At 67.5% G+C, this 13,685-nt stretch carries 10 protein-coding genes and 2 pseudogenes; 4 read left to right on the top strand and 8 right to left on the bottom strand.

Annotated features, from left to right (window positions below; genetic code table 11):
- Positions 1-239 precede the first annotated feature (239 nt).
- The gene (gene argE / locus ABFB10_RS12780; RefSeq protein ID WP_347166807.1) at positions 240-1,400 is read left to right on the top strand and encodes an acetylornithine deacetylase; all 1,161 of its coding nucleotides are present in this window, start codon (positions 240-242) and stop codon (positions 1,398-1,400) included.
- An 88-nt stretch (positions 1,401-1,488) separates the two neighbouring features.
- Here argE and ABFB10_RS12775 read toward each other — a convergent pair whose 3' ends face one another.
- The 3 genes from ABFB10_RS12775 to ribA all read right to left on the bottom strand — a co-directional run bounded on the left by ABFB10_RS12775 (position 1,489) and on the right by ribA (position 4,259).
- A complete protein-coding gene (locus ABFB10_RS12775; RefSeq protein WP_347166806.1) occupies positions 1,489-2,004 on the bottom strand; it encodes a L,D-transpeptidase family protein in 516 nt (171 codons plus the stop codon).
- A complete protein-coding gene (locus ABFB10_RS12770) occupies positions 2,001-3,002 on the bottom strand; it encodes an LLM class flavin-dependent oxidoreductase (protein ID WP_347166805.1) in 1,002 nt (333 codons plus the stop codon). The genes ABFB10_RS12775 and ABFB10_RS12770 overlap by 4 nt, the downstream gene beginning before the upstream one ends.
- A gap of 174 nt (positions 3,003-3,176) precedes the next feature.
- Complete coding sequence (gene ribA, locus ABFB10_RS12765) at positions 3,177-4,259, bottom strand: GTP cyclohydrolase II (RefSeq protein ID WP_347166804.1); 1,083 nt, start codon at positions 4,257-4,259, stop codon at positions 3,177-3,179.
- A 145-nt stretch (positions 4,260-4,404) separates the two neighbouring features.
- Between ribA and ABFB10_RS12760 the strand changes: the two genes are divergently transcribed.
- Entirely contained in the window at positions 4,405-5,091 is a 687-nt protein-coding gene (locus tag ABFB10_RS12760; RefSeq protein ID WP_206566101.1) for a response regulator, read from the top strand.
- Between the two features lie 296 nt (positions 5,092-5,387).
- Here ABFB10_RS12760 and ABFB10_RS12755 read toward each other — a convergent pair whose 3' ends face one another.
- Entirely contained in the window at positions 5,388-5,741 is a 354-nt protein-coding gene (locus ABFB10_RS12755) for a YigZ family protein (RefSeq protein ID WP_347166803.1), read from the bottom strand.
- A gap of 92 nt (positions 5,742-5,833) precedes the next feature.
- Between ABFB10_RS12755 and ABFB10_RS12750 the strand changes: the two genes are divergently transcribed.
- Positions 5,834-6,250 (top strand): YybH family protein, encoded by a 417-nt coding sequence (locus tag ABFB10_RS12750; RefSeq protein ID WP_347166802.1) that lies wholly within the window; start codon positions 5,834-5,836, stop codon positions 6,248-6,250.
- 487 nt (positions 6,251-6,737) lie between these two features.
- Here ABFB10_RS12750 and pnp read toward each other — a convergent pair.
- Positions 6,738-8,879, bottom strand: a pseudogene (gene pnp, locus ABFB10_RS12745) (polyribonucleotide nucleotidyltransferase).
- Between the two features lie 303 nt (positions 8,880-9,182).
- Here pnp and ABFB10_RS12740 point away from each other — a divergent pair.
- Complete coding sequence (locus ABFB10_RS12740; RefSeq protein WP_430523014.1) at positions 9,183-9,803, top strand: nitroreductase family protein; 621 nt, start codon at positions 9,183-9,185, stop codon at positions 9,801-9,803.
- 216 nt (positions 9,804-10,019) lie between these two features.
- Here the strand turns inward: ABFB10_RS12740 and ABFB10_RS12735 are convergent, their stop codons facing one another.
- From ABFB10_RS12735 to ABFB10_RS12725, 3 genes and pseudogenes are all read right to left on the bottom strand, one after another.
- Positions 10,020-10,940, bottom strand: a complete 921-nt coding sequence (locus ABFB10_RS12735) for an alanine:cation symporter family protein (RefSeq protein ID WP_347166801.1) — start codon at positions 10,938-10,940, stop codon at positions 10,020-10,022.
- A gap of 85 nt (positions 10,941-11,025) precedes the next feature.
- Positions 11,026-11,454, bottom strand: a pseudogene (locus ABFB10_RS12730) (alanine:cation symporter family protein); the annotation flags it as partial.
- A gap of 517 nt (positions 11,455-11,971) precedes the next feature.
- Positions 11,972-13,507, bottom strand: coding sequence for an alkaline phosphatase D family protein (locus ABFB10_RS12725; RefSeq protein ID WP_347166800.1), 1,536 nt, complete (start codon positions 13,505-13,507; stop codon positions 11,972-11,974).
- Positions 13,508-13,685: the final 178 nt, after the last annotated feature.

Raw genomic sequence — 13,685 nt, 5'->3', positions numbered from 1 at the left:
TCCGGCACATTCGGTCACAAATGCGGCACGGGACAGGAAAAACGAACAGGTCAAAGCGCCTCTTCAGGCGATCCGACTTTCGCGGGTGGCGGCGCAGGCGGCAATATCGGGGCCGGAATGGTCCAGACGGGGACTCACCCCGAAGGCTGAGTCCCGCCCGATTGCACCGCCAAGTCTTTGAATTTCATGCCCAGAGCAGCTAATCTTCCCGGCAGACCGCGACACCCGACAGGACCCGCATGACCCTTCTTGCCCAGACCGAACGCATCCTCGGCGACCTGATCGCCTTTCCGACCGTTTCGGCGGACAGCAATCTTGCCATGATGGACTACATGGCCGCCTGGCTGGAAGGGCTGGGCGCCCGCGTCGACCTGTTCCGCGACGCCAGCGGGACCAAGGCCAACCTCTTCGCCACGCTGGGCCCCGAGGGCGACGGCGGCATCGTGCTGTCGGGCCATTCCGACGTGGTGCCGGTGGCGGATCAGGACTGGACCCGCCCGCCCTTCCAGCTGACCGAGGCGGACGGCCTGCTCTACGGGCGCGGCACCTGCGACATGAAGGGCTTCATCGCGGCGACGCTGGCCATGGCCCCGCATTATGCCTCGCAGACCCTGCGCCGCCCGCTGCATTTCTGCTTCACCCACGACGAAGAGGTCGGCTGCCTCGGCGCCCGCGCGCTGGTGCCCGAGCTGCAGGCGCGCGGCATCCGGCCCGCCATCGCCATCATCGGCGAACCGACGAGCATGCGCATCATCGAGGGCCACAAGGGCTGCTGCGAATACACCGTGCGCTTCACCGGGCTGGAAGGCCACGGTTCGGCCCCCGACCACGGCGTCAACGCGGTCAACTATGCCGTGCGCTACGTCGCCCGCCTGCTGGAACTGGCCGAGGCGCTGAAGGCCCGCGCGCCGCAGGGCTCGCGCTTCGATCCGCCATGGACCACGGTCAATGTCGGGCGGCTGTCGGGCGGCGTGGCGCATAACGTGATTCCCGGCAAGGCCGAGATCGAGTGGGAAATGCGCCCCGTCGCATGGTCCGACGCCGATTTCGTCAAGGACGCCATCGCGCGGCTGGTCGAGCAAGAGCTGCTGCCCGCCATGCGCGCGGTCTCGCCTGCGGCCAGCATCAGCACCGAGGTCATCGGCGAGGTCGTGGGTCTCGACCCGATGGACGACAACGCGGCGCGCGATCTGGTGCGGCGCCTGACCGGGCAGAACGCCTGCGAGGTCGTGCCCTTCGGCACCGAGGCCGGACTGTTCCAGGGCATGGGGATGAGCGTGGTGGTCTGCGGCCCCGGCGCCATCGCGCAGGCCCACAAGCCGGACGAGTTCGTCTCACGCGATCAGATGGCGCAATGCCTCGAGATGTTGCAGGGGCTGGGCCGGACGCTGGTCGCCTGAGAAGGCCGCGCGGCGGCGGGGTTTCGGGATGGCGGGTGGGGCGATGTGCGCAGGCACGAGCGTCCGGCCCGACGGGCCGGCCCGGCCGTCACCCGGCAAAGGCCGGGGGCACGACCAGCCGCGTGCCGGGACCGATCTGCCCGACCAGCCAGCGCAGGTGATGCGGCGCGAAGGCCACGCAGCCCTCGGTCTGGAAGCCCGGGCGGCGCCAGCGGTGCAGGAAGATCGCCGAGCCGCGCTCCGGCTCGGCCTCGGGCCAGTTCCAGTCGGTCAGCAGCACGAGATCATACAGCCGGTCGCCCCGCCGCAGGCGCTCGTGGCTGGGCGCATAGGGCGCCCGCACGAGGTGGTTGTAGGCGGGGTCCGCCGGATCGTCCGACCACAGGTCGCCGGGCCGGATCGGCAGCGCCCACCAGGCCGGCCTGGCCATGCGGTCGGGCCGGTAGAGCAGCGCGGTGATGTGGTGCACACCCGCGGGCGTCGCACCGTCGCCCTCGCGCTTGTCGGTCGTGATGCCGCCGCGCCCCACCGTGCAGGGCAGGAGGCGCCCGGCAAAGCGCAGCCCGCTGCGCGTCAGGATCAGATCCTGCGGGCCGAACCTCACGCCGGAACCGCCGCGCCGCAGCCCTGAAGCACCTCTGCCGCGATCTCGAAGCTGCGCAGCCGCGCCGCGTGATCGTGGATCTGGCCCGTCAGGATCACCTCGTCGGGGCGGTGCGTCTCGACCAGCCGCCCGATCTGCTCGCGCACCTGCGCGGGTGTGCCCACGGCACTGATCCGCAGCGCCTCGTCCAGCGCGGGCATCGCGCCCGCCGGCACCACCGAGGCCAGATCGTCCACCGGCGCGGGCAGCTTGCCCGGCTTGCCGGTGCGCAGCCGGTAGAAGGCCTGCTGCATGGTCGTGCGCAGGCGGTGCGCCTCGGCCTCGGTATCGGCGGCGAAGACGTTGATGGCCAGCATCGCGTGCGGCTTCGACAGCGTCTCGGAGGGGCGGAAATGGCGGCGGTAGACCTCCAGCGCCTGTTCCAGCGCGGCGGGGGCGAAATGCGAGGCAAAGGCATAGGGCAGCCCCAGCGCCGCCGCCACCTGCGCCCCATAAAGCGAAGACCCCAGCACCCAGAGCGGCACCTCCGTCCCCTCGCCCGGCAATGCGCGCACGGCGCGGTCCGGCTGCGCGGGACCGAAGAGGTCGCGCAGCTCGGCCACCTCGTTCGGGAAGTTCTCGGCCCGCTGCTGGTGCACGCCAAGCGCCCGCATCACCGCGTGATCGCCGCCCGGCGCGCGGCCAAGCCCAAGGTCGATGCGCCCGGGGTACAGCGTCGCCAGCGTGCCGAAGGCCTCGGCCACCGCCAGCGGCGCGTGGTTCGGCAGCATGATCCCACCCGCGCCGACGCGCATCGTCCGCGTCAGCCCGGCAACATGGCCGATCAGCACCGCCGTCGCCGCCGAGGCGATGCCGGGCATGTTGTGATGTTCCGCAAGCCAGTAGCGGTGGTAGCCCCAGCGCTCGGCATGAACCGCAAGGTCCCCGGTGTTCTTCAGGGCCTGCGCGGCGTCGTGCCCCTCGGGGACCGGTGCCAGATCGAGCAGCGAATAATGCATGGCGGCTCTCCTTTCGGTCTTCTATCTATGCGCGCCACGGCCCTGTGCAACGGGAGGGCTGGTCTGCGTCCGGCGACTGTGAGGGGGCGTCATGCCACAGGCATGCTTTCAGCATGACCCCCGCTGCTTGCGCAGCCCCCAAGGTATCTTTGGACCAAAGAAGCGCAGCTGTGCTTAAAGGAGGTGACCGGACTTCTTCGCCTTCACCGCAAGGTAACGCGCGTTCTGCGGCGTCTCGCCGACCTTCAGCGGCACCCGCTCGGCCACCGCGATGCCCGACCGCTCCATCATGGCGATCTTGGCGGGGTTGTTGGTCAGCAGCCGCACCGAGGAGAACCCCAGCGCCTCAAGCATCTGCGCGCCAAGGCGGAAATCGCGCTCGTCGTCCTCGAAGCCCAGCCGGTGGTTGGCCTCGACCGTGTCGAAACCCTGATCCTGAAGCGCATAGGCCCGCATCTTGTTGGCCAGCCCGATGCCGCGGCCCTCTTGTTGCAGGTACAGAAGCACGCCCGCCCCCTCCTGCCCCATCTGCGCCAGCGCCGCGTTCAGCTGCGGGCCGCAGTCGCATTTCAGCGAGCCCAGCAGGTCGCCGGTGAAACAGGCCGAATGCAGCCGCGCCAGCACCGGGGCGGCGCGATCCGGGCGACCGATCTCGATGGCGTAATGCTCTTCGGATCCGTCCTCGGGGCGCCAGATGTGCAGCCGCGCGTTTTCCGCCGCGCGCAGCGGCACCCGCGCCGCGATGACATGGCCCAGATGCGGCAGCGCCTCCATGATGGTCGCGGCCTCCTGTGCCGGGACGCGGACCAGCCCCTGCAGCGCGCCCAATCCCGGCGCCACCGGAACCACAAGCGCGGCGGGCAGCAGCCGCGCCGCCTTGCACAGGCGCACCGCCAGCCGCTGCAACGCGGCAGAGCCGCCGCGCCGGGTTTCCAGCGGGCCCTTCATCGGGCGATCCATGTCGTCCGCCGGGTCCGCCACATCGGTCAGCCAGTCCAGTCCCGCGCCCTCGGGCACCACCACCCGCGCAACGTCGCCGTCATAGGCCCGCGCTTTCAGCGTTTCGGCCCGGCGCGCCGTCAGCACCAGGTCCGGCGCCCCCAGCGCCCGCAGCGCCTCCAGCCGCTCGGCGCCCAGCGTTTCCACCGCGGCGCAGATCACCGCGCCCTCGGCATCCTCCAGCACCACCGGCACACCCATGCGCAGGTCGCCGCGCGCCCGCGCCAGTACCTCGTTCAGATCCGGTCCAAGGGCCATGACGCCTCCTGCGCCGCGCCAGACGCGCGGTTCCTGTAACATTCGCGCGATGCGGACACGTCCGCGTGATCGCTTGCAGCAATACTTGCCGGGCCTCCGTCATGTCCACATCTCACGGAAAAGGCAACACGACGGAGGCCCCGCCATGGCGCAACTGAGAAACATCCTGCTGGTCGACGACGACGAGGACCTGCGCGAGGCGCTGGCCGAACAACTTGTCATGACAGAGGATTTCGAGGTCTTCGAAGCCGACAGCGGCGCCACAGCCATGGCGCGCGCCAAGGAGCAGGTCTACGATCTGATCATCCTCGACGTCGGCCTGCCCGACACCGACGGGCGCGAGCTGTGCCGCCTGATGCGCAAGCAGGGGATCAAGTCGCCCATCGTCATGCTGACCGGCCACGACAGCGACGCCGACACCATCCTCGGCCTCGACGCGGGTGCCAACGACTACGTGACCAAGCCCTTCCGTTTTCCGGTCCTGCTGGCCCGCATCCGCGCCCAGCTGCGCCAGCACGAACAGTCCGAAGACGCGGTCTTCAACGTCGGCCCCTATACCTTCAAGCCCGCCATGAAGATGCTGGAGACCGAGGACAACAAGAAGATCCGCCTGACCGAGAAAGAGACGAACATCCTGAAGTTCCTCTACCGCTCGACCGAGGGCGTGGTGCCGCGCGACACGCTGCTGCACGAGGTCTGGGGCTACAACGCGGGCGTCACCACCCACACGCTGGAAACGCATATCTACCGCCTGCGCCAGAAGATCGAGCCCGACCCCTCGAACGCGCGGCTTCTGGTGACCGAATCGGGCGGCTATCGGCTGGTTTCTTGACAGCTCAACCTAAAGGTGTGCAGAGTTCAAAGGGCGCAACCAAAAGGGGCATGGCCGCCGGACCCAAGCCAAATGTCGCAGAGATTTTTGGCAGCGCGCAATGTAGTATGAGACAGTCATCGTCAGGATGATCCACGGAATCCCGTCGCATATGCGGGTCATCATATGCACCTCCCTGTTGGACCTGGCCGGGCATCTTGCCCGGCCTTTTTTTGTTCCAGGTCAGGCAGGGCGCGCCGTCAGGGGCCACGGTCCTCGCCCCCTCAGCGCGGCGCCTATGGCCTTGCGCCGGGGCCTCAGCCGCCGCGATTGTCCAGATAGTGGCGCACCGCGTCGCCCACGTGGCGGAAGCGGTCGCCGCCAAGATGCTTCCCGCCATACCAGCGGGTGACGACGACGATCTCGTTGAGGATCTCTTCGCGCTCCAGCATCCGCAGGATGACCTGCGCGGCGCCGCTTTCGCCGTCGTCGTTGCGCAGCGGGCCCTCGTCGGTCAGGCAGGCCCATGTGTTGTGCGTGGCCTTGGCGAACTTCTTGCGCCGCTTCAGCTCCTTGAGAAAGGCCGCCGCCTCTTCGGCGTTGCGGCAGGCCCCGCCGGAGACCGCGTATCGGGACCCCCGGTCGCGGATGATGCTGTCAAAAACCTGCATGAGAGCGGGGTAGTCCGCCTGTGACGCCAGCGCAAGTCGGCGGCGGAAACCGCCGCCCCGCTGGCGCGTTACCCCGGCTGAAAGGAAACGCCATGACAACCACATTCGAAGTCCAGACCTTCACCGAATTCATGAAAGCGCGCGAGGACGCGGCCCGCGCCTATGTCACCGGGCGCCCGGATCTCGTGCTGGATCTCTCCGCCACCTCCGGCCCGGCCAGCTTCTTCGACCCTTCGGGCCGGGTCGTGACCGGCGCCGATGCGGTGAACAAGGCCAATCGCGACGGCGCCCGCAGCTTCGGCCCCGGCGGCAAGACCTTCTTCGAGGTCCTCGATCAGGGCGAGGCCGACGGCATGGCCTACTGGTCCGGCTATCAGGTGGCCGAGGTCATGCTGGACGGTGCGACAGAGCCGCAGGCGATGCGCCTTCGGGTCACCGAGATCTTCCGCGCGGGCGAGGACGGCTGGAAGATGATCCATCGCCACGCCAGTCCGGCGGCGGAGGGCTAGACGGCGCGGCCACCCCGAGACGGCTGCTGTCCGAGACCAAAGCGAGGACCCGCTCCGTTGCCGCGCCCTCCTGTCAGAGGAAGGCAGCCCGCGCCCAGCGGGTGGCTGATGTGAAAGCGATGCGCGACAGCCCTGCGCCACCCCGTCCGGCGGGCATGTCCCACCGGTCGCCCCTGCCCGTCGCTGCCCCTGTGCAGGACCAGGCCGGACTCTGGTCGGTCGAACTCTGGCCGGTCGGGCCCTGGCTGGATTGCCGGGGCCCTTGCCGTGCATCCCGTGAGTGTTCGAAGGGGTCGCAACCAATGTGCCGCCTTCACACAGGCTCACCCTGGGCCGCAATCGGTAAAAATATCGTCAAGCGCGCCCCGGGCACTGACGCTGCGTCACGAATCGCGCACCGCCGCCTGCACCCCGGCCATCCGACAAGAAAACGCCCCGCAGTCTCCTGCGGGGCGTTTCGATCTTTTCAAGGCTTGGCGCCCACCGATTACTCGGCGGACTCTTCCTTCGCCTCTTTTTCCAGTTCCTTGCCGGTCTCCTGATCGACCATCTTCATCGCAAGGCGCACCTTGCCACGGTCGTCGAAGCCCAGAAGCTTCACGTAGACTTCCTGACCTTCCTTCAGCACGTCCGAGGGATGGTTCAGGCGGCGGTTCTCGATCTGGGAAACGTGCACGAGGCCGTCACGCTTGCCGAAGAAGTTCACGAAGGCGCCGAAGTCGACGATCTTCACGACCTTGCCCTTGTAGACCTGACCCTCTTCCGGCTCTGCCACGATCGAATAGATCATGTCGTAGGCCTTCTTGATGGACTCGCCGTCCGGCGAGGCGATCTTGATGATGCCGTCGTCGTTGATGTCGACCTTGGCACCCGAAACCTCGACGATCTCGCGGATCACCTTGCCGCCCGAGCCGATCACTTCGCGGATCTTGTCGGTCGGCACCTGCATGGTCTCGATGCGCGGCGCGTGCTGGCTGAACTCACCGGCGGACGACAGGGCCTTGTCCATCTCGCCAAGGATGTGCATCCGGCCTTCCTTGGCACTGGGCGAGGGCGGTCTTCATGATCTCGGGGGTGATGCCCGCGACCTTGATGTCCATCTGCAGCGAGGTGATGCCCTCTGCGGTGCCCGCGACCTTGAAGTCCATGTCGCCGAGGTGATCCTCGTCGCCGAGGATGTCGGTCAGGACCGCGTAGTCACCGTCGTCTTCCAGCACCAGACCCATGGCCACACCGGCCACCGCCGCCTTCAGCGGAACGCCCGCGTCCATCATCGACAGCGAGCCGCCGCAGACGGATGCCATCGACGAAGAGCCGTTGGATTCGGTGATCTCGGAGACCAGACGGATGGTGTAGGGGAAATCGGTCGAGGCCGGCAGAACCGCCTGCAGGGCGCGCCATGCCAGCTTGCCGTGGCCGATCTCGCGACGGCCCGGGGACCCCACGCGACCCACTTCGCCGACCGAATAGGGCGGGAAGTTGTAATGCAGCATGAAGTTGGATTTGAAGTTGCCGTGCAGCGCGTCGATGAACTGTTCGTCGTCGCCGGTGCCCAGCGTGGTCACGACCAGACCCTGCGTCTCGCCACGGGTGAACAGCGCCGAGCCATGCGTGCGCGGCAGGAGGCCGGTTTCGCAGACGATCGGGCGGACCTGATCCAGCGCGCGGTACGTCGATGCGGCGCTTGTTCTTCACCACGTCAGAGCGCAGCACCACCGATTCCAGCTTCTTCAGGGCGGAACCGAGGTTCGCATCCTCAAGCTGCTCTTCCGAAAGCGTGGCCTTGATCTCTTCCTTGGCGGCAGAGACGGCGGCAACGCGTTCCTGCTTGTCGGTGATCGCGTAGGCGGCCTTCATCTTGGCTTCGCCCGCGGCCTTCACGGCCTCGTAGAGCGCCGAGTAATCCGGGGGTGAAGTCGAAGGGCTCTTTCGCGGCTTCTTCGGCCAGTTCGATGATCGTGTCGATCACCGGCTGGATCTGCTCGTGCGCGAACATCACCGCGCCCAGCATCTCGTCCTCGGTCAGCTCGTAGGCTTCCGATTCCACCATCATGACGGCGTCCTTGGTGCCGGCCACGACGAGGTCGAGACGCTGCTCGGGGTTGTTGCGCAGCCCCTGCATGTCGTCGACGGTCGGGTTCAGCACGTATTCGCCATCCTCGAAGCCGACGCGCGCACCGGCGATCGGGCCCATGAAGGGCGCGCCGGAAATGGTCAGCGCCGCCGAGGCCGCGATCATCGCGACGATGTCGGGATCGTTGACGAGGTCATGCGACAGGACGGTGCACATCACCAGAACTTCGTTCTTGAAGCCGGGGACGAAGAGCGGGCGGATCGGACGGTCGATCAGGCGCGCGGTCAGCGTTTCCTTCTCGGTCGGACGGGCCTCGCGCTTGAAGAAGCCGCCGGGCACCTTGCCCGCGGCGTAGTATTTTTCCTGGTAATGGACGGTCAGCGGGAAGAAGTCCTGGCCTTCTTTCTGCTGTTTCGCGAAAGTCACGTTGGCCATGACGGAGGTCTCGCCCAGCGTGGCGATGACGGTGCCGTCGGCCTGACGGGCGATCTTGCCCGTTTCCAGCGTCAGCGTCTCTTCGCCCCACTGGAGTGTCTTTTTCACTTCTTTGAACATCAGATATCCTCTTGGAGGCACTCCCGACCCCTGCCGGGTCCTCCGTTTCGATGACGGCCCCATTGCCGCCGACCCCTTTCATCATGTCATGCGCCGGGGCCATGGCGTCACGTCTCAGATGGGGGCGCCATACACATATTTCGACCTCTTGGGAAGACTTGTCGCGGCAAGGGCGATTGACAGCCGAGGCCGGGCAGGCCGAAAAACGGCCCCGGTACAGAGGAGGAGTCAAGGTGGATCGCAAGGAGCTGACGTACCGGGCGGTGCCGCTGGCATCGCGCGGCGACTGGCCGGACGAGCCGCGTGCTGGCGGGCGCCGAGGGGTTTCGCGACCGGATGGCGGACCGCCGCACGGTGCGCGATTTCGACAGGCGGCCGGTGCCCCGCGCCGCGATAGAGGCCTGCATCCGGGCGGCGGGCAACGCGCCCTCGGGCGCCAACCACCAGCCCCGGCACTTCGTCGCGGTGTCCGACCCCGCGCTGAAGGCGCGGATCCGCGCCGGCGCCGAGGAAGAAGAGGCCCGCTTCTACGAGGGCGCGGCGGGCGACGCCTGGCTGAAGGCGCTGGAGCCCATCGGCACCGGACCGGCCAAGCCGCACCTCGAAGAGGCGCCCTGGCTGATCGTGATCTTCGCCCAGCGCTACGGGCAGTTCGCGGACGGCACGCGCTACAAGCATTACTACGTGCCCGAAAGCGTGGGCATCGCCACCGGCTTCCTGATCGCCGCCCTGCACGAGGCGGGGCTGTCCAGCCTGACCCACACGCCGAACCCCATGCGCTTCCTGAACGCAGTGCTGGACCGGCCAGAGGCCGAGAAGCCGGTGATGATCCTCGCCGTTGGCCACACCGCGCCGGGCGCCACCGTGCCCCGGGCCGCGACCCTGAAGAAGCCGCTGGACGAGATCCTGACCGTCCGGGACTGACGTCCGGGCGGGTTGCGGAGCGCTGCGCGCGTCGCCCGGGGGCGGCGCCCCTGCGCCGCGCCGCCATGGTGCCATGCCGGTGGGCTGGCATCCTGCTTTTCAGTCATCCCCCGGGGGCCCGCCACAAGGCCCGGAAACCCCGCCGGACCGGGGCGCAGAACCGAAAAAGGGCCGCGCGACTGGCGCGGCCCTTTCGGCTTTTATCCCTTCATGGCCTTACTCGGGCGCCGCCTCGCGGTGATCCCAGGCGCTGTGGTCCAGATCCAGATCCGGGAACTTCGTCGGGTCGAAGCGTGGACGGTGCACGCCCGCCGCCCTCTGCTCGTCGAAATCGCGCAGGATGCGGCGCAGGATCGGGAAGAGCATCATCAGCGCCAGCAGGTTAACCAGCGCCAGCACGCCCATCATCGGGTCCGAGAAGAAGAAGATCGCCGTCGCGCCCGGCGCCACCGCGCCGACGAAGACGATGGCCATCAGGATCAGCTTGAAGACCAGCGAGGCCTGCGGGTTCTTCGTCAGCACCGTCAGGGCGTTGTCGCCGAGGTAGTAGTTGTAGATGATCGACGAGAAGGCAAAGAGCAGCACCGCGATGGTCAGGAAGTAGCTGGTCCATGTGCCAAGGTGCGAGGCCAGGCTGTCCTGCGTCAGCACCACGCCGTCGATCTCGGCACCCGGCACGTAGACGTCCCCCAGAAGGATCATCAGCGCGGTACAGGTGCAGATGACGATCGTGTCGATGAAGACCGAAAAGCTCTGCGTGATGCCCTGGCTGATCGGGTGCCGCACGTCCGCCGTGGCGGCGACGTTGGGCGCAGAGCCCAGACCCGCCTCGTTCGAGAACAGGCCGCGGCGCAGGCCCTGCGCGATGGCCGCCCCCATGCCGCCGCCGACCGCTTCCCGGAAGCCGAAGGCGTTCGCGACGATATCGATCAGCACGCCGGGGACCTGGAGGATATTGATCACGATCACGACCAGTGCCATGGCGATGTAGCCGAAGGCCATGATCGGGACGATGATGTCCGAGGCCTTGGCGATCCGGTGCATCCCGCCGAAGACGATCCAGCCGGTGCCCGCGGTCAGGACGATGCCGGTGATCCAGCGGTTCAGGCCAAAGGCGTTCTCTGCGGCGCCCGCCACGGTATTGCCCTCGGAAGGCCGGAAAGCCGATGCCGAAGGCGGCGATCAGGCAGATCGCGTAGATCACCGCAAGCCATTTGTAGTCCTTGCCGAGGCCGTGGATGATCATCCGCGCCGGACCGCCGCGGAACGACCCGTCCGGCTGGCGGCGCTTGTAGGCCTGCGCCAGCGTGCATTCGACAAGGCTGGTGGCCATGCCGACCAGCGCGATGGCCCACATCCAGAAGACCGCGCCCGGACCGCCCAGCGTGATCGCCACCGCGACCCCCGCGATATTGCCGCCGCCGACGCGCCCGCCGACCGACACGAACAGCGCCTCGCGTGCCGAGATGGTGTTCGGGTCCGAAGACTGGTTGTCGCCCTTCAGGACGCGGAACATCCGCTTGAAGTACCGGAACTGAACGAAGTTCGTGGCGATGGTCAGGAAGCAGCCGAAGATCACGAGGAAGGGGATCAGCGCCCAGCCCCATGTGAGGTCTCCGATCAGACCGAAGAAAGATTCGATGAAAGACATGTGCCCTCTCTGTTTTTCTCGTTCTTGGAGTGCGCCCGTCTGTCGGGGTGCATCCCTGAAGGGTGCCGCAAATCCACCGTTTGTCCACAAGAACCCGGGTCGTTTTACCCAAAAAAGCGACATCTGACCGGACAGAGCGGGGGCGCAGCGGCGATGGCGCAGCGATGGGCCGTCTTGCGATGGCCCGCGCGATGCTGCGTCCAAAGGCGAAGAGAGGCTGAAAACCGCGAAGGAGACCCGCACATCGCGGTCCGGCTGCGATCCACCACCGGCGCTTCCTCACGGCGAAGCCGCCGCGCATCGCCGGGCCGTCCCGGAGCCCGGCGATTGGGCCGATGCAAGCGCACCCTGACGGCGCTCACAGGGATCCGGCCGGGGTAACCGGCGGCGATAGCCGGTCGGGATAACCTGCCATGCTGAAGGCAGGGATCGCCGGACCACGGCGCGGCTTTCCACCGTCCTGCCGCACATGGATGGATCGCGGGCGGCGCGGCCCGCGATCCTGTTGTGTCCGGCCTTACGCCCGCTTGGGCTCCAGCTCCACCGACCACAGCTCGCTGTCGGCGCTGTCCATCAGGCGCACGGTCATCACGCCGGTGTCGGCAGAGATGTCCACCTTGCCGAAGAACTGCAGCCCGTCCGAGGGCGGCAGGTTGGCCTGCCCCTCTTCGGGGTGCTTGGCATAGCGCACCTCGGGGCCGAAGGTGTTGTCATAATCCGAAGGGCCGAAGGTCCCGGCATGCAGCGGGCCGGAAACGAATTCCCAGAAGGGCTCGAACTCCTGGAAAACCGCGCGCTCGGGCGAGTAGTGATGCGCGGCGGTGTAATGCACGTCCGCCGTCAGCCAGACGGTGTTGAGGATGCCCGCCGTCTTGATGAAGGACAGCACGGCGGCGATGTCCTTCTCGCGGCCCAGCACCGGGCCGTCGCCATTGGCGCCGTTCTCCATCGCCTCGGCGCCGTCGCGGACCATCATGCCGATCGGCATGTCGGCAGCGATCACCTTCCAGGTGGCGGTCGAATTGATCATCTCGCGCTTCAGCCAGGCCAGCTGCTCGGGGCCGATGAAGGGCGTGCCCTCGGCCTCGGTATTGGTGGTGTTGTCGCCACGGTAGCTGCGCATGTCGATGACGAAGATGTCCAGGAGCGGCCCGTAGGACACCTTGCGATAGACCCGCATCGGCTCTGCCAGCGTCTGGCGCGTCGGCATCATCTCGTGGAAGGCGCGCGCGGCCCGGGACGACAGCGTCTGCATCGACTTGACCGTATAGCGGTCGTCGGCGGTCAGCATCTCGTTCGGGTACCAGTTGTTGGTGACCTCGTGGTCGTCCCACTGGGCGATCATCGGCACGGCGGCGTTGAAGGCCCGCACGTTGCGGTCCATGTAGTTGTACAGGTGCTGGCCGCGGAACTCGTCCAGCGTCTCGGCGACCTTGCGCTTGGCGTCGGTCATGACGTTCTTCCACAGCGTGCCGTCGGCCAGCTCGACCTCTTCCTTCAGCGGGCCGTCGGCATAGACCGTGTCGCCCGAATGCAGGAAGAAGTCCGGCGCGTGGCGCAGCATGGTGCCATAGGTGGTCATGCCGCCGCGATCCTCGTCGATGCCCCAGCCCTGACCGGCGGTGTCGCCCGACCAGACGAAGCTGATGTCGCGATTGCCCATGGGCGCGGTGCGGAACTGGCCCTGCACCGGCTCGGAGGCGGTACCGTCGGCCAGATCGGTCATGGTGACGCGGTAGAAGATGTCCTGATCCGAGGGCAGCCCCTCCAGCGCCAGCTTGCCGCTGAAATCGGTGGGTGTGCCGACCGCCAGCGCCGGGACGGCGCGCGCCTCGGTCATGGCTTCGGTGGTGGACCATTCCACCAGCATCTTGGCCTCGCGGTCGGCACGGGCCCAGATGACGGCGCCGTCATGGGCGACGTCGCCGGACATGACGCCATGGGTGATCAGGGGACGCGACTGGGCGCGCGACAGCGACGGCGCGGCAAGCGTGACGCCAAGGGCGGCGCCGCCAAGCAGCGACTGGCGACGGGTAAAGCGGATGCTGGGCATGGGTAACCCTCCTTGCTGGCTGAGATGCCGGGAGGGATCGGTGACCCGCGTAACGATTGCGGGTCGCTTTTGCGACGACAGGGCGAAACTTCGATGACAATACAACCATGACGTGCATGTCCTCCGCCCCCTCCCCGCAGGGCAGGATCGCGGCGGCGGGCGGTTTCAGGGCACGCCG

Origin of the sequence: Ponticoccus litoralis, assembly GCF_039769985.1 — a bacterium.
GTDB classification, from domain to species: Bacteria; Pseudomonadota; Alphaproteobacteria; order Rhodobacterales; family Rhodobacteraceae; genus Ponticoccus; species Ponticoccus litoralis.
This window is presented reverse-complemented; position numbering and strand designations above follow the sequence as displayed.